17 protein-coding genes are annotated in these 19,986 nt (G+C 71.5%); 2 read left to right on the top strand and 15 right to left on the bottom strand.

Going from position 1 to position 19,986, the window contains the following annotated elements; translation table 11 throughout:
• Positions 1-13: 13 nt before the first annotated feature.
• The 5 genes from CFN78_RS09275 to CFN78_RS09255 all read right to left on the bottom strand — a co-directional run bounded on the left by CFN78_RS09275 (position 14) and on the right by CFN78_RS09255 (position 5,267).
• Positions 14-1,795, bottom strand: a complete 1,782-nt coding sequence (locus CFN78_RS09275) for an LpqB family beta-propeller domain-containing protein (protein ID WP_420807867.1) — start codon at positions 1,793-1,795, stop codon at positions 14-16.
• Positions 1,792-3,504, bottom strand: a complete 1,713-nt coding sequence (mtrB, locus tag CFN78_RS09270; protein ID WP_094862214.1) for an MtrAB system histidine kinase MtrB — start codon at positions 3,502-3,504, stop codon at positions 1,792-1,794. The genes CFN78_RS09275 and mtrB overlap by 4 nt, the downstream gene beginning before the upstream one ends.
• Before the next feature lie 7 nt (positions 3,505-3,511).
• On the bottom strand, positions 3,512-4,189 hold the full coding sequence (gene mtrA, locus CFN78_RS09265) for an MtrAB system response regulator MtrA (RefSeq protein WP_094862327.1): 678 nt from the start codon (positions 4,187-4,189) through the stop codon (positions 3,512-3,514).
• 157 nt (positions 4,190-4,346) lie between these two features.
• Positions 4,347-5,003 carry a dTMP kinase gene (locus CFN78_RS09260; RefSeq protein ID WP_094862213.1) on the bottom strand — a complete coding sequence of 219 codons (657 nt, stop codon included), beginning with the start codon at positions 5,001-5,003 and terminating at the stop codon, positions 4,347-4,349.
• Positions 5,004-5,084: 81 nt separating this feature from the next.
• Positions 5,085-5,267, bottom strand: coding sequence for a hypothetical protein (locus CFN78_RS09255; RefSeq protein WP_094862212.1), 183 nt, complete (start codon positions 5,265-5,267; stop codon positions 5,085-5,087).
• A 276-nt stretch (positions 5,268-5,543) separates the two neighbouring features.
• On the opposite strand from CFN78_RS09255, the gene CFN78_RS09250 reads away from it, so the two are divergent.
• On the top strand, positions 5,544-6,491 hold the full coding sequence (locus CFN78_RS09250; protein ID WP_094862211.1) for a hypothetical protein: 948 nt from the start codon (positions 5,544-5,546) through the stop codon (positions 6,489-6,491).
• 51 nt (positions 6,492-6,542) lie between these two features.
• Here the strand turns inward: CFN78_RS09250 and ahcY are convergent, their stop codons facing one another.
• Positions 6,543-8,015, bottom strand: coding sequence for an adenosylhomocysteinase (gene ahcY / locus CFN78_RS09245; RefSeq protein ID WP_094862210.1), 1,473 nt, complete (start codon positions 8,013-8,015; stop codon positions 6,543-6,545).
• A gap of 157 nt (positions 8,016-8,172) precedes the next feature.
• Between ahcY and CFN78_RS09240 the strand changes: the two genes are divergently transcribed.
• On the top strand, positions 8,173-10,554 hold the full coding sequence (locus tag CFN78_RS09240; RefSeq protein WP_094862209.1) for a hypothetical protein: 2,382 nt from the start codon (positions 8,173-8,175) through the stop codon (positions 10,552-10,554).
• Between the two features lie 28 nt (positions 10,555-10,582).
• Here CFN78_RS09240 and CFN78_RS09235 read toward each other — a convergent pair whose 3' ends face one another.
• From CFN78_RS09235 to CFN78_RS09195, 9 genes are all read right to left on the bottom strand, one after another.
• Positions 10,583-11,530, bottom strand: a complete 948-nt coding sequence (locus CFN78_RS09235) for a hypothetical protein (protein WP_094862208.1) — start codon at positions 11,528-11,530, stop codon at positions 10,583-10,585.
• Between the two features lie 81 nt (positions 11,531-11,611).
• Positions 11,612-12,529, bottom strand: a complete 918-nt coding sequence (locus CFN78_RS09230; protein WP_094862207.1) for an ABC transporter ATP-binding protein — start codon at positions 12,527-12,529, stop codon at positions 11,612-11,614.
• Positions 12,526-12,918, bottom strand: coding sequence for a GntR family transcriptional regulator (locus CFN78_RS09225; protein ID WP_094862325.1), 393 nt, complete (start codon positions 12,916-12,918; stop codon positions 12,526-12,528). Before CFN78_RS09225 ends, CFN78_RS09230 begins: the two co-directional genes overlap by 4 nt.
• 129 nt (positions 12,919-13,047) lie before the next feature.
• Positions 13,048-14,715: an amino acid permease gene (locus CFN78_RS09220; RefSeq protein ID WP_094862206.1), complete on the bottom strand. Its 1,668-nt coding sequence runs from the start codon at positions 14,713-14,715 to the stop codon at positions 13,048-13,050.
• A gap of 85 nt (positions 14,716-14,800) precedes the next feature.
• Entirely contained in the window at positions 14,801-15,715 is a 915-nt protein-coding gene (locus tag CFN78_RS09215) for a cation diffusion facilitator family transporter (protein ID WP_094862205.1), read from the bottom strand.
• 121 nt (positions 15,716-15,836) lie between these two features.
• Complete coding sequence (manA, locus tag CFN78_RS09210) at positions 15,837-17,069, bottom strand: mannose-6-phosphate isomerase, class I (RefSeq protein ID WP_094862204.1); 1,233 nt, start codon at positions 17,067-17,069, stop codon at positions 15,837-15,839.
• A 55-nt stretch (positions 17,070-17,124) separates the two neighbouring features.
• Positions 17,125-18,216 (bottom strand): SIS domain-containing protein, encoded by a 1,092-nt coding sequence (locus CFN78_RS09205; protein ID WP_094862203.1) that lies wholly within the window; start codon positions 18,214-18,216, stop codon positions 17,125-17,127.
• Positions 18,206-18,430, bottom strand: a complete 225-nt coding sequence (locus CFN78_RS09200; protein ID WP_094862202.1) for a Trm112 family protein — start codon at positions 18,428-18,430, stop codon at positions 18,206-18,208. Before CFN78_RS09200 ends, CFN78_RS09205 begins: the two co-directional genes overlap by 11 nt.
• A gap of 40 nt (positions 18,431-18,470) precedes the next feature.
• A complete protein-coding gene (locus CFN78_RS09195) occupies positions 18,471-19,862 on the bottom strand; it encodes a phosphomannomutase/phosphoglucomutase (RefSeq protein ID WP_094862201.1) in 1,392 nt (463 codons plus the stop codon).
• Positions 19,863-19,986: the final 124 nt, after the last annotated feature.

Genomic DNA, 19,986 nt, shown 5'->3' with positions numbered 1-19,986 from the left:
CCGGGCGAAGGGGTCAGCCCGGGTAGAAGGGTTCCGCGCCCGGTCCCTGGGTGTGCTGGTGCGGACGCCAGACCTCGCCGACATCGCTGGCGGTCCACATGCCGCCGGCATCGGCGACGACGATCGAACGGCTCGGCGCCGCCGTGATGGCCCGCACCGGCGGGGTCAGGTTGGAGCTGTTGAACTTGTCCATCCGCAGGCCGTCGATCGGCACCCGCACGACCGGGGTCGCCGAGTTGGTCGCCGCGACGAGCGTGTCCTGACTTGCCCAGTCGACGTCCAGCACCCCGCTCAGGTCGCCGCCCTGCAGGATCCGCGGGAAACGCAGCGTCACCGAGTCCGCCTCGCGGACCACCGAGGCGACCACGAGCTGCTCGCCGGCGATCAGGGCGACGCGGGCGCCGTCGCGGGAGAGCCGCAACGCGGTGATCGGGCCGAGCGCGACGATCTCGTTGGCGTTGACCGCCTGCGGCAGCCACCGGCCCTCCGGGTTCGGCTGCACCCGGACGACCTTCGTGCCGTCGGCGACGGTCCACAGCTCACCGGAGGTGCCGGTGGTGGACAGTGCCGGACGCCAGGACGGCCGGGTGAACGTGCCCGCGGAGGGGTCGACCACCGGCGCGTCCCGGCCGTAGTCGCCGACCCGCAGGCGCATACCGCCCTCGGTGCGCTCCACCACGGCGAGCCGTTTGCCGTCGATCGACTGGGCGGCGCTGACGACGTCGTACGCACCGGTGCCCGCGGGCCCGGGAACGGGCGCCCCGTTGCCCAGCGAACGGATCCGGCCGTCGACGGTGACCAGCCCCGGCAGCTCGGAACTCGGCGCGGACGGCGCGTCGTAGGAGGGCAGGTCGCTCGGCCGCCAGTCGAGCTGGGCGGGCACCAGCGGGCTGCCATCGGAACGCAGGCGAATCCGGCTGCTCACCACCGGTTGCAGCGACTTCACCACCTGCGCGGCGATCAGTCTGCGGTCGTTCTCGCTCAGCCCGCCGACGCCGGTCAGCGGTACCTCGACGGCGCCGTCCGCGGCGGGTGCCACGTTGGTGTCCAGTGCGGCCGAGCCGCCGAGCGGATTGCGCACGGCACCGTTCAGGCCGTCCGAGGGTCCGCGCAGCAGCAGCGCCACCACCCGGCCCGGCAGCCCGGCCTGCGGTTTCGCCTGCACGTAGCGCAGATCGGGCACCAGCGCGTTCGACTCCGGCACGAAGAAGTACAGCGGCACCCGGACGAAGTTGGCGTTGAAGTCGCTCTCGGCGACCACGATGTTGTTCGGCGGGTCGACGATGCGCCACTGCCCGTCGGCCTGCTTGCGTACCCGCATCGGCATCTCGTACGGGTCCTTGCTGGCGATGAACGCCCCGTCCGGATCCAGCCTGCCGACGTGGAAACCACGCAGGTAGACCACCCGTTCGTTCGGGTCGGCGGACTGCTCGGGACCGGTGGCCTGGTTGGTGCCGAAGATGTCCTCGATGATCGTGATCGTCCGGGTCGGGTTCCACGAGGCGCGGGCGGCGTCGTCGAGGTAGAGCCGGGCGGCCTCGTTCTGCGCCACGGACTGGGCGCTGGCGTGCACGAAGTCGCGTACGACGCTGAGCGGGTCGAGGTCCTTGGCGGGTTGCGGGACGTCCGGCGAGACCTGCCCGAGGCGGTTGTCGTCGATCGCCGTGGGCGCGGATTCAGCCGGGACGGTCGCGCAGCCGGCCAGCAGCACCAGCGCCGCCAGCGCGGCGAGCAGTCCCCCGCGCCGCGGCCGGTGCACGGTGTACGGCCTGTGCGCGATACGTGTCCGGCTCACCAGACCTCCTCCCGTTCGGCCAGGAACGCCTCGGTCCGCTGCGTCTCTTCGTCCGGATCGGCGTCCGCGACGCGGCCCTCGATCGCGGGCGGCCGGAACGGCGAGAGATCCAGCGGACTCTCGCCCATCGGCACGTCCTGGGTGCGTGGCAGCGTCAGCCGGAAGCAGGCGCCCTGTTCCGGCTCACCCCACGCCTCCAGGATGCCACCGTGCAGGCGGGCGTCCTCGTGACTGATCGCGAGGCCGAGCCCGGTCCCGCCGGTCCTGCGGTTGCGGGACGGATCGGCACGCCAGAAGCGGTTGAACACCAGCTCGGCCTCGCCGGCGCGCAGGCCGACCCCGTAGTCGCGGACGGTCACCGCGATCGTCGTCTCGTTCATGGCCAGCCGCAGCGTCACCGGCCTGCCCTCGCTGTGGTCGACCGCGTTCGCGAGCAGGTTGCGCAGGATGCGCTCCACCCGGCGGAAGTCGACGTCCGCGGTCACCTCCTCGTCCGGCAGGTCCAGTTCGATCCCACTGCCCGCGGTGCCGGCGATGACCCGTACCTGCTCGGCGGCGCGTTCCGCGATCGGGCGCAGGTCCATCGTCTCCGCCGCCAGTTCCTCCACACCCGCGTCCAGCCTGCTGATCTCCAGCAGGTCGCCGAGCAGCGCCTCGAACCGGTCCAGCTCGTCGACGAGCAGCTCGGTGGAACGGGCCAGCCCGGCGGGGAACTGTTCCCGGGAGGCGTGCAGCACGTCGGCGGCCATCCGGACCGTGGTCAGCGGCGTCCGCAGCTCGTGCGAGACGTCGGAGGTGAACCGGCGCTGGAGCTGGCCGAACTCCTCGAGCTGGCGGATCTGCCGCTGGATGCTGGCGGCCATCTCGTTGTACGAGACGGCGAGCTTGGCCAGGTCGTCCTCGCCGATCACGGCGAGCCTGCGATCGAGGTCGCCGTCGGCGAACCCGCCCGCGGCCGAGGCGGCCCGCCGCACCGGGTTCACCACCTGCCGGGTGACCAGGTTGGTGATGCCGGCGAGGAGCAGGAGCAGCACGAAGCCGCCCACCATCAGCGTGTTCTGCACCGTCGAGACGGTCGTCTGCTCGGCCGTCAGCGGGAACAGCAGGTAGAGCTGCATCTGCCGGGCCGTGCTGGTCACCGGGGCGCCGACGATCTGGTACGTGGTGCGCCCGGCATCGGTGGAGATGGTGTGAATCTGCTCGGAGACCTCGCCCGCCTCGACGAACTGGCGCAGGCGCGGCGGCACCTTCCAGTAGTCGCCGGCCGCGACCGTGTCGGCGAGACGGTCCGGGACGCCGCTGGCCAGCACCGGCTCGAACGCGCCCGCCGCGGAACTCTGCGCGCCCTGGGCCGCGGGCGAACTGCTGGTGATCTTCGTGAGGGCGTTCTCCAGGCGCTCGCGCAACGCCTCCGGCTCGGCGTCGATGCCGATGAGTTCCTTCTCCGCCGTCTGCACCACGGCCTGGGTCTGCGCGACGGCGGCGCGGACCTTCGTGTCGATCAGGCGCTCGGTGATCTGGTTCTGCAGGACCATGCCGAGCACGAACACGACGGCCGAGGAGAGCGCCAGCGTGGACATGGTGACGCGGAACTGCAGCGACTGGCGCCAGAGCAGGCCGATCGTCGTGGCCCTGCGCCGGAACGCGGCGGCGACCCGGCGGGCCACGGCCAGCACACGCCGGACGAGCCGGGCCAGCCTCGGTCTCATCGCCGGATCACGGCGGGCCGGCCTTGTACCCGACGCCGCGCACCGTCAACACCACCTCGGGGTGTTCCGGGTCCTTCTCGACCTTGGAGCGCAGGCGCTGGACGTGCACGTTGACCAGCCGGGTGTCGGCGGCGTGCCGGTAACCCCAGACCTGCTCGAGCAGTACCTCGCGGGTGAAGACCTGGCGCGGCTTGCGGGCCAGCGCGACCAGCAGGTCGAACTCGAGCGGGGTCAGCGGGATGGCCTTGCCCTCCCTGGTGACCTCGTGGCCGGGCACGTCGATGGTGAGGTCGCCGATCGCCAGCGACTCGGCGGGCTCGGCCTCGGTGCGGCGCATCCGGGCGCGCACCCGGGCGACCAGCTCCTTCGGCTTGAACGGCTTCACCACGTAGTCGTCCGCGCCGGACTCGAGGCCCAGCACGATGTCGACGGTGTCGCTCTTGGCGGTGAGCATGACGATCGGCACGCCGGACTCGGCGCGGATGGCCTTGCAGACGTCGATGCCGTTCATCCCGGGCAGCATCAGGTCGAGCAGCACGAGATCGGGTTTGAGCTCCCGCAGCGCGGGGAGCGCGCGGGAACCGTCGGCGACCACAGCGGTGTCGAAGCCCTCCCCACGCAGCACGATGGTGAGCATCTCCGCGAGCGCAGGGTCGTCGTCGACCACCAGAACACGTGCCTTCATGTACACATGTTCGCACTGCCGGACCGCGCGCATGCGCACGACCCGGCGATCAGGTGCGGCCGGACGCCCCGCTTCCCCCGGTCGGACGATCACCTCCCCGGACCGGGCGGCCAGGCCGCACGAGACCCGGCAGGGCTCTCCGGGGCGCCGCGGGGGGTCAGTGCACCGCGGGTGTGGCCAGCAGGGCACCGGCCAGCGCGGTGGTGTCTACAGTGGACACACCGTCCACGGGGTGCCACGGGGAGAGCCAGGACGCGGCCGCGAGCTGGTCGTACACCGCCGCGCAGCGGCGCTGGAGGGCGTCGTCAGACTCGAACACGTCCCGTTCCCGCCCGGCCTCGCTGCCCGCCCGGCTCAGTGCCCGGTCCGCCGCCACCTCGAAGGGCACGCGAAGCAGGAGCTGCGTGTCCGGGACCGGAAGGCCGAAACGCTCGATCTCCAGCTCACGCACCCAGCCGACGACCTCGCCCTCGGCGTCCTGGTGCAGGCGGGCGGCCTGGTAGGCGGCGTTCGAGGCGACGTAGCGGTCCAGCAGCACGACGTCGTGGCTCGCCAGGTCGGCGCGGATGTCCCCGGCGGCATCACGGCGGTCGAGCGCGTAGAGCAGGCCCATGCCGTAGACGGAACCACCGAGGTCGCCGTGTCCCGAGTGCAGTGCCTCGCGGACCAGGTCGGCGTGCACGCTGCGCCCGTAGCGGGGAAAAGCGTGCGCGGCGACGGAGGCGCCCGCCTCGTGCAGCGCCCGGGTCAGCGCCTCGGCGAGCGTGCGCTTGCCCGCGCCGTCGAGCCCTTCGATGACCACCAGCCGCCCCATGGGGGCAACGATACGAAGCCGTCCGCCGTGCGGGAACGGCGGGCCCGCGCCGCCCGGCCCGGAGCCCGCCGCCCGCGCCGTTCAGTCGCGCGTGTCCGTCGGTTCGGGGACCAGGGAGCGCGAGCCGAAACGTACTGCGAACCGCAGCAGCAGGGCGACCATGACGAAGAGTGCGGCCAGCATGACGACCGTGGTCCATACGGGGGTCTGGACCATCGGCTCCGCGTCGCCGGGGACGGTCAGCACGGTCGAGATCAACCGCATGTCGGCCCTCCTCTTCTCGGGGCCACCGGCCCGCACGCAAGGTGCCCTGCGCAAGTCACCTTGAGCAGTCGGCGAACGAACGGCAAGGTGGTGTCCGAGAGGTCCGGAGCGTTCCGCGTTCACAGCGGAACGCGGAACGACAGCCTGATCCGGAGGTGACGGCCGTGTACCAGGCGATCCTCGGATACGCTTCGCATCCCGCTGACGTGAACGTTCCGCGCCGTTCACCGGGGCCGGCGCCCCCGCTCAAGGTGGCTCGAGGTGGAAGGACAACCGGTGGCACAGCGAGTGAACGACGAACCCGGCCAGGGTGAACCCGCCCTCACGGGCGACTTCCACGAGGTGCTGCGCCTCGCGATCGCCCGGCGGGGGCTTTCGCTCGCCCGGATCCGCGCGCACCTGGAACACCGCGGGGTGCACATCGGCCTGTCCACGCTGAGCTACTGGCAGCGCGGGATCCGGCACCCCGAGGTGCCGAAGGCGGTGCCGGCCGTCCGGGCGCTGGAATCGGTGCTGGACCTGCCGGAGGACAGCCTGGTCGTGCTGATCGGCCAGCGCGGGGAGCGGACCAGGGACAACCGGGTCGCCCCCTCGTTCACCTACCTGCACCCGGACCAGACGGGGCCCGCGGCCGAGCGCCTGCTCACCGAACTGGGCGACCCGGGAACGATGGCGGGCAACGCCGACCTGGAGATCATGTTCGTGCACGACACGTGCACCTTCGACGCGCAGCAGCGTGAGGAGAAGCTGGTCACCAGGCTGGTCACCAGGGCGCGCAAGAACGGCCCGGACCGGTACGTGATGGTCTACAACGGCGACGACGGCTGCCGGATCGAGGACGTCACCTTCAACACCGGCGAGGGTTGCCGCACCGGCCGGATCCGCCGCCGGGCCGGGGAGCAGACGCTGGCCGTGGAGCTGCTGTTCGACCGGAAGCTCGCCGAGGGCGACGTGCACGTGTTCAGCTACGAGGTGTTCGACTCCTCCGGCGGGGTCTCCCCCGGCTACCACCGGATCTTCCGCTACGGCTGCTCGACGTTCCTGCTGCAGTTGCAGTTCGACGCGCTGGCCCTGCCCGCCCGGTGCACCCGGCAGTTCCGTCCGCACGGCGGAGCGCAGCCCTCGGAATCCGAGGACCTTCCCTGCGACGTGCGCGGGGTGACCAGCGCCTTCTTCCACGACAGCGCTCCCGGCCTGGCCGGGGTCGCCGTGGAGTGGACCTGACCTTCGCCGGCGGTGACGGGCGGGTGAAGCCGCCCGTCACCGCCGAGCGCGTCAGTAGCGGTAGTGGTCGGACTTGTAGGGGCCCTCGACGTCGACGTCGATGTACTCGGCCTGGTCCTTGGTGAGCTTGGTCAGCTCGCCGCCGAGCGCGTCGAGGTGGATCTTGGCGACCTTCTCGTCGAGCTTCTTCGGCAGCCGGAACACCTCGTTGTCGTACTCCTCGTGCTTGGTGAACAGCTCGACCTGGGCGATCACCTGGTTGGAGAAGCTGTTCGACATCACGAAGGACGGGTGGCCGGTGGCGTTGCCCAGGTTGAGCAGGCGGCCCTCGGAGAGCACCAGGATCGTCCGGCCGGACGGGAAGATCCACTCGTCGACCTGCGGCTTGATGACGATCCGCTTGATGCCGGGGTAGCGGGCAAGACCGGCCATGTCGAGCTCGTTGTCGAAGTGACCGATGTTGCCCAGGATCGCCTGGTGCTTCATCGAGGCCATGTGCTCGACGGTCACCACGTCCTTGTTGCCGGTCGTGGTGATCACGATGTCGGCCTCGGGCAGCGCGTTCTCCAGCGTCCGCACCTGGTAGCCGTCCATCGCCGCCTGCAGCGCGCAGATCGGGTCGATCTCGGTGACCACCACGCGGGCGCCCTGGCCGCGCAGCGACTCCGCCGCGCCCTTGCCGACGTCGCCGTAACCGCAGACGACGGCGACCTTGCCGCCGATCAGCACGTCGGTACCGCGGTTGATGCCGTCGATCAGCGAGTGCCGGATGCCGTAACGGTTGTCGAACTTGGACTTGGTCACGGCGTCGTTGACGTTGATCGCCGGGAACAGCAGCTCACCGGCGGCGGCGAGCTGGTAGAGCCGCAGCACGCCGGTGGTGGTCTCCTCGGTGACGCCGAGTACGCCCTCGCCGATCTTCGTCCACTTGCCCGCGTCGGCGGCCAGCGACTCGGCCAGCAGGCCGAGGAAGACCTGGTACTCCTCGGGGTCGTTCTCGTCCGCGGACGGCACCACGCCGGCCTTCTCGAACTCGGTGCCCTTGTGCACCAGCATCGTCGCGTCGCCACCGTCGTCGAGGATCATGTTGGGACCCTCGCCGTCCCAGGTGAGCATCCGCTCGGTGCACCACCAGTACTCCTCGAGCGACTCGCCCTTCCACGCGAACACCGGGACGCCCTTCGGCTCCTCCGGCGTTCCGTACGGGCCCACCACGACGGCCGCGGCCGCGTGGTCCTGGGTCGAGAAGATGTTGCACGACGCCCAGCGCACCTCGGCGCCCAGCGCCACCAGGGTCTCGATCAGCACTGCCGTCTGCACGGTCATGTGCAGCGAACCGGCGACGCGCGCACCGCGCAGCGGATAGACGTCCGCGTACTCTCGGCGCAGCGCCATCAGGCCGGGCATCTCGTGCTCGGCCAGGCGAATCTCCTTGCGGCCGAACTCCGCCTCTGCGAGGTCGGCGACGGCGAAATCGAGCCCGCCCACGGTCTGCAGGCGCGCGGCAACGCTTTCGGGGGGCATACGGTGTTTCCTCCATGGCTTGTCGAGAGCTGAACAGTACCGTCGATCGGTCGTCACGTGAGCACGATCGGGTGAGGACACAGGTTTCCGCAGTTCGCGGGCCGCGTCGTCCGGCGGGGGCGGCCCCGCGGATGTCCCAGCGAGGGAGAATTCTTCCGTGCCATTTCCCGGTCCCGACACCCGCGTGGTCGAGTTGCGCGTGCCCGGACTGATCGGCTCGGGTGGCGAGTCCGGTGGTGGGTCACTGCTCGACTCGGTCACCACCGTCGACGTGGCGGGTGACGGCGTGGGCAGGGTGGTGCGCCCCGCCGACCGGCTGCGCAGGCCCGCTCCCGGCCCGGTGCTGCAGGCGCTCGGCCGTTCGATGCCGCGCACGCTGGAGGGCTACCTGTGGAACGGGATGACCTCCGGCGGGGCGGCGAAGGCGACCTGGGCGCTGCTCTTCCCCTTCTCCCTGGCGAACGTCGCGTTCTGGATGCTGCCGCCGGTGCCGGACGCGAGCCGGACGGCGCGGGTGCTCGGCGCCGCCTGCCGGGGCCTGCTGCGCGTCGCGGCCCTGTTGCTGACGATGCTGCTGATCAGCCAACTCGCGGTGATCAGCCTCGACCTGCTCGCCGCGCAGTGCCTGGCCCCCGGCGCGGCCTGCCTGCCGGACGCGCCCTCCTGGCTGCGCGAAACAGACTGGGTGCGCACGACGATCGGGATACTGCCGCTACTGCTGGTGATCTCGGTGCTGTACCGGGTGTCCGGGGCGGACTGGCCGGTGCATGCCGAAGACCCGCCCGGCGACCATTCGGCGCGGCTTCCCGGCGACGGCCTGCGAGCCCGCGCAGACGTCCCCGCCCTGCGCTGCCTGCACGCCGTCGTCGCGCTGGCGTGCGTGGCGCTGCTCCCGCTCGGCGGCCCGTTCCAGGTGCCGGACGGGGCGTTCGGCGTGGTCGCCTGGTCGGTGGCGCTGGGCTTGCTGGCCGTGTCGCTGGTGGCCGCGCTTGCCAACGACGCGGGCGGGCCTGCCGTGCTCGGGGCGTGGCCCCGGCGGATCCTGCTGACGCTCTCGGTCGCGCTGGTCGTTGCCGTGGCCGTGGACCGGACGCCGTTGCCGGTGGCCCGCCCGGCCACCCGCCCGCTGGCCGGGGCGGACGGCACCGTCGAGGGCATCGGGGCGACGCTGCTGGTGGTGTGCGTGCTCTTCGCCGTGCTGCTCGTCCCGGCGGCGCTGCTGGCCAGGCCCTCCTGGCGTGCGCTGCCGCGCAGGCTGCGACCGTGGGCGGGTGGCTGGGCGGCGGCCCCCGCGCTGGCACTGGCCGGGCTGCTCGGCGGCGGGTTCGGTGCCGGGCTGGGGATCGCGGCCAGGAAGCTGATCGGTACCGACGAGCTGCGGCTGCCCGCGAGCTACGAGCTGATGGCCATCCTGTGGGGCGCGGGACTGCTCTTCGCCGTGCTGCAGGCCCTGTACATGTTCGGGGTGGCGGTGCCGCTGCGCCGGTTGCGCCGTGGCGTGCCGGACGTGGTGAAGCTGATGCAGCCCGGCGCGGGCGACCGACGCGAAGCGGCCGCGGCCTGGGCCCGGTCGAGCTGGGAACGCCGGAACCTGCACCGCTTCGCCATCACGCAGGCGATGGCGATGTCGGCGGGGGCGCTCGCGCTCGTCGTGGTCCGGCTCGGCCTCGGCGAGCTGCCGTCCTGGCTCGACCAGCTCTCCACGGTGGGCGTGCTGGCACTCGGCGCGCTGGCGGCGGGTCTGGTGCGCGTCATCTACACGGCGGCGACCGGCCCGGAACGCAGCAGGCACCTCGGCGCGCTGGCCGATCTGGTGTGCTTCTGGCCGCGAGCGGCGCACCCGACCGTCCCGCCCTGTTATGCGCTGAAGGTCGTGCCGGAACTGGCGGCCAGGACCAAGGAGCACCTCGCCGAGCCGAACACCCGCGTCGTCCTCGCCGGCTATCACATCGGCGGCCTGCTCGCGGTGGTCACGGCGGCCCGGCTGATGGCCACCCTGCCGGAGCGCGACCGGGAACGGGTCGGCGTGCTGACGGCCGGTTCCCCCCTGCAGTGGGGGTACGAACGCGCGTTCCCCTCGGTACTCGGCCACCGCTCGCTCGCCGAACTGCACGGACTGCTCGGTGGACGCTGGCGCGGGCTGTGCCGCGGCACGGACACCTTCGGCGGCGGGGCCACCACCTGGCGGCACGAGGTCGTCGACGGCAGGCTGCACGGCGTCGGCTACCTGCCGGACGGCACCGTCGGTCCGGTGCGGCCCGCGGCGGAGGGTCCCGCCGGCGCGCTCGTGCTGGGCGGCGACCACTGGCTCCCGGACCCGATCCGCGGCCCCACTCCGGGTCACCGGTGGGCGGCCGGTGTGCTCAAGCACGCCGACTACCTCGCCGACCCGGAGTGGGACCGCGCGGTGGCGATGGCCGCCGGGCTCCTCCGCCCCGGACGGCCCGCCACCCCTTCGGCCGAGCAGGTCCCCCTGTTTCCCGACCTGTCGGCCCTGAGCCGGTCACCCGCCGTGCAGCACCCCGAACCGCACAACTAGGGCGCAACCGGCCCGCGTTCGGCGCGCCTCAGCGGCGGCGGGTGGTTCGGTAGAGGGCGATTCCGCCCAGCACCAGCGCTCCCGCGGCCAGCAGTCCGAACTCGGTCCACTGGAAGCGCCAGTAGCGCTCGGCGGGATGCGAGTAGTAGACGAGCCGGTGCCCGCTGCCCGCTGCGCACTCCTCACCGATCGAGGTACCGCTGACCAGCGGGCACGTCCGGCCGTTCAGGCCACTGACGCCCTGCGCGGGGCGTTCGGTTCCGTCCGGCGAGAGGGCGACGATGTCGACGAGTTTCGCGTCCGGCGCCACTCTCTCCGAACTCGTGGCGACCGTGCGCTCGGGGGTGGCGTAGTGGGGCCGCACCACACCGCCGACGAGGACGAGAGCGGCCGCGACGACGACGAGGGTGATCGCCATCGCCGGAAGCACCCGCCGCACGAGTGCCCCGGCCGCCACTCCGGCCGCGAACGCGAACAGCCACCAGCCCGCGGAGGCGATTCCGGCGAGCGGGAACACGGAGGTGCCGCGAAACGGGTCGCCGTCGCCGAGACCGTCGTACGCGCCGTACCAGGCGGACAGCATCACTCCGGCGATCAGGCCGCCCGCGGTGACGGCCACGCCCAGCATCCCGAGCCGGGTGCCCAGCCAGCGATGCCCGGGCATGCTCTGGGTCCACGCGAGGCGGTGCGTTCCGCGCTCGAACTCCCGCGCCAGCAGCGGCACTCCCCAGAACGCGCCGACGAGCACCGGAACGGCGATCAGGTAGCTCACGACAACCGATACCGGCGCGAACAGTGACCGCGCCTCGGACCGGGCGTCGACGAACGCCTGCGAACCGGCCGGTGCGCCCGCCGCCCGCTCGACGGCACCCGCGGCGAGCAGGCCGTTGACGAGCAGAACGGTACCCAGTGCCACCAGGAGGACGGCGGTGACCAGGAACTGTGCCCGGTACTGCCGCCAGGTCGACCACAACATGACAGTCCCTTCGGATCGGTGCGCGGACAGGCGTGGCGACGGGAGCGCGAACGCCGGTGCCCGCGGGAAGTGATGCCGCGCTCAGGCGGGTACGACGGCCGGCCGCGGCAACGATGCGGACTCGGGGCTGCGCAGGTAGGCGAGCACCATCTCCTCCAGCCCCGCCGGCCGCTGTGTCCACTGTGGATCGAGTACCGGCGGTTCGGTTCCGTTGCGTATCAACAGGGTTGCCTGCCGTTCCCCCCTGGTGCCGGTCACGACGGACAGCCGCCCGGCGACGCCCTCGGCAAGTCCGGCCGGCCCGGAGAGCACCCGGTGGCAGGCGAGCAGTTCGTCGATGTCACCGCTGACCTGGACCTGCCCCCCGTTGAGGACGACCAGCCAGTCGCAGGTGTCCACCAGGTCGGACACGACGTGCGAGGACATCAGCACAGTGGTGCCCGTCTCCGCCACGGTTCCCATCAGCGCGCGCATCACGTCGTCCCTGGCGAGCGGATCGAGGCTGGCCAGCGGCTCGTCCAGCACCAGCAGGTCGGGCCGCTTGGCCAGCGCCATGGTGATCGCGACCTGGGCACGCTGTCCGCCGGAGAGCTTGCCCACCTTGCGGGACAAGGGAATGCCGAGCCCGTTGACGCGCGCGCGGGCGAAGTCGCCGTCCCAGCGCGGATTGAGCTCGCGGCCGAAGCGAAGCATCTCGGCGACGGTGAAATAGTCGTAGAGCGGCTTGTCCTGGGCGACGAAAGCCATGCGCGCCAACATGTTCTCGTCGGATGCGACGTCGCCACCGAAGAGCCTGGCCACTCCCGCGTCCGGACGCAGCAGGCCGACGAGGGTGTGCAGCAAGGTGGTCTTGCCCGCGCCGTTCGGGCCCACCAGTGCGACCACGCGCCCGGCGGGCACCGAGACGGTGCAGTCCCGCAGCGCCCAGTTGCGGCGGTAGCGCACGCCGAGCCCGGTGGTCTCGAATGCGGGCCGTTCGGCGGGCTTCTCAGTCGTCATGCGATTTCCTCCCGAAACGAGTCTCCGACTACCAGGGCGAAAAGCGCCTCGAGGTCCTCGATGTCGAGCCCCGCCTCCCGTCCGGCGCGAACCCAGCTCTGCAGCTCGGCCCGCAGTCGTGCGTGGTCGGCGAGTCCGGCGCCGCCGAGCGTGCCGGTCACGAAAGTCCCCTGCCCCGGCTTTCCGGTAGCAAGGCCCTCGCGTTCCAGTTCGCGGTAGGCCTTCGACACGGTGTTCGGATTGATCGCCAGCCGGTCCACGACCTCCTTGGCCGTGGGCAGCCGGTCGCCCGGCTCGAGCAGCCCGAGCCGGAGCGCGTGTTTGACCTGATGGACGAGCTGGAGGTACGTCGCCACCCCGGACCCGCGGTCCAAGTGGAAGTCGAGCACGCCCATCACCCTTTCACTATTAGAATAGTAAAAGGGTGATGCAGGATCGGGCGACTGTCAACCGATCGGCACAAAAAAAAACGGCCGGCGCGCACCCGAAGGTGCGCGCCGGCCGTCGGAAGAGCTCGGTCAGTCCCTGTCGCCGGGACTGTCCCCCCGCGTCTTGCCCGGGGTCTCGCCGGGCGCCTCGCCCGGGGTCTCACCGGAGGCGGACGCACCACCGGCAGTCGCGTCCGAAGCGGCGTCGGAAGCGCCACCGGCAGCGGCCGGGGGGCCCGCGGAACCGGCCGCGACCGGTTCCCCTCCTTCCCGGATCCGCTTGCCCAACAGGGAATGCCGCTTGCTGTAGGCGAAGTACACGACGACGCCGAGCACCATCCAGGCCAGGAAGCGGACCCAGGTCAGCACCGTCAGGTTCAGCATCAGCCACAGGCAGGCGATGATCGCGACGATCGGGATGAACGGCACCCAGGGCGCCTTGAACGCGCGCGGCAGGTCCGGCCGCGTCCGCCGCAGCACGATCACGCCCGCCGAGACCAGGATGAACGCGAACAGCGTGCCGACGTTCACCATCTCCTCGAGCTTGTCCGCCTCGAAGAAGGTCGCCGCCACGGCCACCAGGCTGCCGACGATCACCGTCGCGCGGGCCGGGGTGCCCCGCTTGCCCGACTTCGCGATCGAGCGCGGCAGCAGCGCGTCCCGCGACATCGCGTACATGACCCGGATCTGACCCAGCATCAGCACCATGACCACGGTCGTCAGACCGGCCAGCGCACCGAAGGAGATGATGTTCGCGGCCCAGTCGTTGCCGTTCAGCGAGAACGCGGTGGCGAGCGTCTTGCGCTGCCCGTCACCCGCGTCGGTCGCCATGTCGGTGTACGGGCGCATACCGGAGACCACCAGCGAGACCGCGACGTAGAGCACCGTGACGATCGCCAGCGAGCCGAAGATGCCGCGGGGCACCGACTTCTGCGGGTTCTTCGTCTCCTCGGCCGTGGTGGCGATGATGTCGAAACCGATGAACGCGAAGAAGACCAGGGAGGCACCGGCCAGCAGGCCGAACACACCGAAGGTGCTGCCACCGCTGCCGGACAGGAACGACAGCAGCGACTGCTCGATGCCGCCGTCACCGGCGCCGCCCTCGGCGGCGGGCGGGATGAACGGCGAGTAGTTGTCGACGTTGATGTAGCCGATGCCCAGCACCACGACGAACAGCACCACCGCGACCTTGATCGTGGTGATCACCAGGCTGAACCGGGAGGACAGCTTCGTGCCCATCGCCAGCAGCACCGTCAGCACGACCACCAGCAGCAGCGCGCCCCAGTCCACCGAGACGCCGCCGACCTCGGCGATGGTGGTGAAACCGTCACCGAGGAAGTTCGCGACCACCTCCTGCAGGTACGTCGACCAGCCCTTGGCCACGGAGGCGGCACCCACCGCGAACTCCAGCACCAGGTCCCAGCCGATGATCCACGCGATGAACTCGCCGAAGGTGGCGTAGGAGAACGTGTACGCACTGCCCGCGACCGGGACGGTGGACGCGAACTCGGCGTAGCACAGCGCCGCCAAACCGCAGGCGATCGCGGCCAGGACGAAGGCGACCGACACCGAAGGCCCGGCGACGTCACCCGCCGTCCGGGCGGTGAGCGTGAAGATGCCAGCGCCGATGACGACCGCGACACCGAAGACCGTGAGGTCCCAGGTGCTCAGGTTCCGGCGAAGTTTCGTATCTGGATCGTCGGTGTCGGCGATGGATTGCTCCACCGACTTCGTCCGCCACAAGCCGGTCCCCGGCATGGTGAATCTCCTGACTCGCTGGGCCTCAGGTCGCCGGTCACCCTAATAGGTCCATCGCAGCCCGTCAGTCCGGGTCTGCGCTGAGCTACCGGACGGAGCGATCCAGGTCCGGCTCGAGGTAGATCAGCCGTGCTGCGGGGACCTTCGCGCGGACCCGCGACTCGGCCTCGTCGATCGCCCGCGCGACATCGGCCACCGCCAGCCCCGGCGTGAAGGCCAGCTTCGCGGCGACCAGCAGCTCGTCCGGGCCGATGTACTGGGTGCGGATGTGGATGACGCGCTCCACCTCGCCCTCGGCCAGCTCGGCGGTGATCGCGTCCAGTTCACGGTCGCCGGAGCCCTCGCCGATCAGCAGGCTCTTCATCTCGATGATCAGCACCACGGCGATCACCCCGAGCAGCACACCGATCATGATCGTGCCGACCGCGTCCCACACCGGGTCGCCGGTGGCCACCGAGAGGCCGACCCCGAACAGCGCGAAGACCAGGCCGAACAGCGCGCCGGCGTCCTCCAGCAGCACCACCGGCAGTTCCGGCGTCTTCGACTGGCGGATGAACTGCCACCACGTCGCGTCGCCCTTGACCAGCTTGGACTCCTTGATGGCCGTCCAGAAGCTGAAGGTCTCCAGCGCGATGGCCAGCACCAGGATCACCACGGCGACCATCGGCGAGGTCAGCGCCTCCGGCTCCTGGAGCTTGTGCACGCCCTCGTAGAGCGCGAACGCCGAGCCGAGGGTGAACAGCATCAGCGCGACGATGAAGGAGTAGAAGTAGCGGTCGCGGCCGAAGCCGAAGGGGTGCGCCTTGGTCGCCTTGCGCTGGGCGGTCTTCTGCCCCAGCAGCAGCAGGCCCTGGTTGGACGTGTCGGCCACCGAGTGCACCGACTCGGCCAGCATCGAGGACGATCCGGTGATCAGGAATCCCACGAATTTCGCGATCGCGATACCCGCGTTCGCGAACAGAGCCGCGAGAATCGCCTTCGTCCCGCCGTTTGCCGCCACCTGAACCCCCGTCGCTCGTCGATCAGCAGGGATGCAGCCTAGGGGAGGCCGCCACGACGGCCGCGAGCACGTCCGGGGACCGCGCACGACTCGACCGGCGGCCCGCGAACGGGCGGGACGGTCAGCAGCCGCCCGCGGTCGCGCGGTACAGGCGGGCGGGCGCGCCGTCCGCGGGACGGACGGTCACCGCGGGATCGTCCGCCGCCAGCCAGGCCGACTCCCCCCGGCGCAACCGTGCGGGCCCGCCGTCCGGGCACACGACGTCGAGCGCCCCCTCGACGCACAGCAGGATCTGCGGACCCGAGCAGCCGAGTTCCAGCTCCTCGTCCTCCCCCGCCGCCCAGTACGCCGAGGACAGCTCGAACTCGGCCGCCTCCGTGCGGTAGACCACCAGCCGCTCGCCGGGTGCGATCGGCCCGCCGCGCAGAACCGGCATGTCCGGGCAGCCGAAATCCAGTACCCGCAACAGTTCCGGGACGTCCACGTGCTTCGGGGTGAGGCCACCGCGCAGGATGTTGTCCGAGTTGGCCAGGATCTCGACGGCGGCGCCGTGCAGGTACAGATGCAGGTTCCCGGCGGGCAGGAAGAGCGCGTCGCCCGCGTGCAGCGTCATCCGGTTCAGCAGCAGGGCCGCCAGCACCGCGGCGTCGTGCGGATGCGCCTCGCCCAGCTCCAGCACGGTGCGGCACTCGACGTCGAACCGTCCGTGGTTCTTCAGGTGCAGGACGCAGGCGTCGAGCACCTCGGGCAGCAGCGCGTCGAGCGTGCGCTGCGGCAACGTGATCCACGTGGTGAACAGCGCGCGCAGACCGTCCGCGTCCGGCTGGGCGGCCAGCAGTTCGGTGTAGCGGGTCAGGCCGGGGGTGTCGATCTCCCGCAGGAACTCCACCGTGCGCGCCGGGTCACGGAACCCGGCCAGCGCGTGGAACTCGGTCAGCGCGCAAACCAGCTCGGGCTTGGCCGTCGGGTCCGGGTAGTTGCGGTTCGCGGCGCCACGGGCGATCCCGGCGGCCTCCTCGCGGCGGAACCCCTCCGCGGCCTGCGCCGCCGACGGGTGGGCCTGCATGGACAGCGGCTCCTCGATGGCCAGGATCTTCAGCAGGAACGGCAGCCTGTTACCCCACTGCTCGGCACACCGGGCGCCGAGCTGGCCGACCGGATCGGCGTCGACGATCTCCAGCAGCGTCCGCTCGGTGCCGTCCGCGCGGGTGATCCGCGAGGGATCGCCGGGATGAGCACCCATCCACAGCTCCGCCTCGGGGTGCGGTGCGGGAACCGGGCGGCCCAGCAGCTCCGGGATGATCGTCCTCGATCCCCAGGCGTACGGGCGCACGGCGTTGCGCAGCAGCTCCACTTCTCACCTCAACTCGAAACCGGTACCGGCCGGTCAGAATATGCGCCGGGCCGGGTCACACAGCGGCGGGCGTGTACCGGCCTGCCCCGCCAATGGTCCCAGTGGCGAGCCCGAGGTAGACGGCGGCCAGCTCGAACCGCATCGCGAGCACGGCGGCGCGGGCGGTCTCGTCGGCGTCGAACTCCTCCGCGGGCGCGACCACGTCCACGCCCGGCAGCGCATCGTCCGCCCGGTGCCGGGCGGCGTCGGCCGTCGGCCCCGTGCGCACCGCCAGCAGCACGATCCTCGGCGGTGCGCTGCCTGCGGGGATGTCGTCCGGATCGGCGAAGATGTCCCGTTCGCTGGTGCCCATCACGGCAGCGCGGTGCAGCGCGTGCTGGGCCCGGGCCTGCCGGTAGTCGGCGACGTCGCAGACGGTCGCGGCGTGCGCGGCGAAGGCGTGCGCCCCGTGGGCGGCGGCGGCCACCGCGAGGTGGTCGAGCCCCCACAGCAGCGGGGTGCGGTCGACCAGCCGCAGCGCGAGGGACTTCGCCGGGTTGACGAACGGGTCGTGCCCGAGGTGATCGCGTTCGGCCTCGGCGTCGAGCTGGTCGGCCAGCGCGGCCACATCCGCCGTGAACAGGCCCAGCGCGTTCACGGCCAGCAGCCCAGCGGCGAGCGCCCGCGGGAACGCCAGCTCCGGCGGCACCGGCACCCGGGGCACCAGCACCAGGCCACGCCCGGCGACCGAGGAGGCCACCGGCCCCTCCGGCGGCGCGGAGAGCACCACGGTCGCCCCGTAGCGCGCCGCCCGCTCCAGGGTGGCGGCCAGTTCCCGGTCGCCCGGGTCGTCGGTGTGCGCGATGACGACGTCGAGCGCCCCGATCCACGCCGGGACCACGTCGGCCACCACCACCGGCACCGGGCAGGAGGCGGTGAGCAGCGAGGCGAGCATCCGGGTGGCCGTGCGGCTGACGCCGGGCCGCGAGATCAGGACGACGGCGCGTGGCCTGCCGACGTCGAGTCGGTCCGCGAGCCCCAGCTCCGCCGCCGACTCGACGGTCGCCCGTACCTGGGCGCCCGCCATCGCGACGGCACGCAGCAGGCCGGCGCTGTCCGCCTCGGCCAGCCGGACCGGATCGTCCAGCAGAGTGTCGTCAAGCGTCATCGGTGCCGGACGCCTCGGAGTTCCCCGGCCCACCGGTCGCCTCGTCGAGGAGCAGCACCGGGATGCCGTCGCGCACCGGGAACACCCGGCCGCACGAGGTACAGGTCAGCGCGTCCGCCTCGGGATCGCCGGGCGATCCCACCCGCAGCGGGGCGTGCTCGGGACAGGGGCAGGCCAGAATCTCCAGTAGCTGCTCGTCGAGGGTGACGGCCATGGTTCCTCCAGGTCGGCCGGCGATGCCGGCGAGAACGGTGTCAGTGGCGGACGATGGCCAGTACCTCGTCCGCGAGGGCCCGTACGGCGTCGGCGTCGGCGGCCTCCACGTTGAGGCGCAGCAGCGGTTCGGTGTTGGACGGGCGCAGATTGAACCAGCCACCGGAGGGCAGCTCGACGGTCAGGCCGTCGAGCTCGTCGATCCGCACCCCCTGCCGCGCGGCGTAGGCGTCCTTCACGGCGAGCTGGCGGGCGACCTGGTCGTCCACGGTGGAGTTGATCTCGCCGGACGCCGCGTAACGCTGGTACCGCGCCGTCAACTCGGACAGCGTGCCGTCCTGCTCGCCGAGCGCGGCCAGCACGTGCAGCGCGGCCAGCATCCCGGTGTCCGCCCGCCAGAAGTCGCGGAAGTAGTAGTGCGCCGAGTGCTCGCCGCCGAAGATCGCGTCCGTCTCCGCCATCTTCTCCTTGATGAAGGAGTGGCCGACGCGGGTGCGGACCGCCTTGCCGCCGTTCTCGGCGATGATCTCCGGGACGGCGTGCGAGGTGATCAGGTTGTGGATGACGGTGGAGCCGGGCGACTTCGCCAGCTCTCGTACCGCCACCAGCGCGGTGACGGCGCTGGGCGAGACCGGCTCGCCGCGCTCGTCGACGACGAAGCAGCGATCGGCGTCACCGTCGAAGGCCAGGCCGCAGTCGGCGCCGGACTCGCGCACCTTCGCCTGCAGGTCGACGATGTTCGCCGGGTCGAGCGGGTTCGCCTCGTGGTTGGGGAAGTTGCCGTCGAGCTCGAAGTACATCGGCACGATCTCGATCGGCAGTGCCTTCCGCGGCCCGCCCTCGACCGAGGCGGGCAGCTCGCCGAAGACGGTGGGCACCGTGTGCCCGCCCATGCCGTTTCCCGCGTCCACCACGACCTTCAGCGGACGGCTGCCGGAGAGGTCCACCAGACCGCGCAGGTGGGCGGCGTAGTCGGTGAGCACATCGCGCTCGGTGATCCGTCCCGGTGCGCCCTCGAACGCGGGCACGCCCTGCTCCACCGACTCGCGGATCTCGGAGAGCCCGGAGTCCTGCCCGACCGGGGCGGCGCCTGCGCGGCAGAGCTTGATCCCGTTGTACTTGGCGGGGTTGTGGCTCGCGGTGAACATCGCGCCGGGCATGCCGAGCGACCCCGAGGCGAAGTAGAGCTGGTCGGTGCTGGCCAGTCCGATGGACACCACGTCGAGCCCCTGGGAGGTGACGCCCTCGGCGAACGCGGCGGCCAGCTCCGGTGAGGAGTCCCGCATGTCGTGGCCGATCACGACCGAGGGCGAGTCCGGCTTGATCAGCAGCGCGAACGCGGAGCCGAACGCGCGCACCAGCTCCGCGTCGATCTGCTCACCCACCACACCGCGGATGTCGTAGGCCTTCACGATGCCCGACAGGTCAGACACGTACCTCTCCCCGATTCGTCGTGTTGAAGCTGTTGAAGCTGTTGAAGCTGTTGAAGCTGTTGAAGCTGTTGAAGCTGTTGAAGCGCAGTGAGTCGTGCGGCGCGCTCCGTGCGCAGCCTACCGG

This window comes from Amycolatopsis antarctica, assembly GCF_002262875.1.
GTDB classification, from domain to species: domain Bacteria; phylum Actinomycetota; class Actinomycetes; order Mycobacteriales; family Pseudonocardiaceae; genus Amycolatopsis; species Amycolatopsis antarctica.
Note: the sequence above shows the minus strand (reverse complement) of the source record. Positions and strands in the feature narration are given on the sequence as shown.

Coding starts and splice junctions, on each gene's coding strand:
- CFN78_RS09200 (WP_094862202.1), bottom strand. CDS start 18,430: ATGGCCGTCACCCTCGACGAGCAGCTACTGGAGATTCTGGCCTGCCCC.
- CFN78_RS09255 (WP_094862212.1), bottom strand. CDS start 5,267: ATGCGGTTGATCTCGACCGTGCTGACCGTCCCCGGCGACGCGGAGCCG.
- CFN78_RS09260 (WP_094862213.1), bottom strand. CDS start 5,003: ATGGGGCGGCTGGTGGTCATCGAAGGGCTCGACGGCGCGGGCAAGCGC.
- CFN78_RS09220 (WP_094862206.1), bottom strand. CDS start 14,715: ATGCCGGGGACCGGCTTGTGGCGGACGAAGTCGGTGGAGCAATCCATC.
- CFN78_RS09235 (WP_094862208.1), bottom strand. CDS start 11,530: ATGTTGTGGTCGACCTGGCGGCAGTACCGGGCACAGTTCCTGGTCACC.
- mtrA (WP_094862327.1), bottom strand. CDS start 4,189: ATGAAGGCACGTGTTCTGGTGGTCGACGACGACCCTGCGCTCGCGGAG.
- ahcY (WP_094862210.1), bottom strand. CDS start 8,015: ATGCCCCCCGAAAGCGTTGCCGCGCGCCTGCAGACCGTGGGCGGGCTC.
- CFN78_RS09230 (WP_094862207.1), bottom strand. CDS start 12,529: ATGACGACTGAGAAGCCCGCCGAACGGCCCGCATTCGAGACCACCGGG.
- mtrB (WP_094862214.1), bottom strand. CDS start 3,504: ATGAGACCGAGGCTGGCCCGGCTCGTCCGGCGTGTGCTGGCCGTGGCC.
- CFN78_RS09205 (WP_094862203.1), bottom strand. CDS start 18,216: ATGACGCTTGACGACACTCTGCTGGACGATCCGGTCCGGCTGGCCGAG.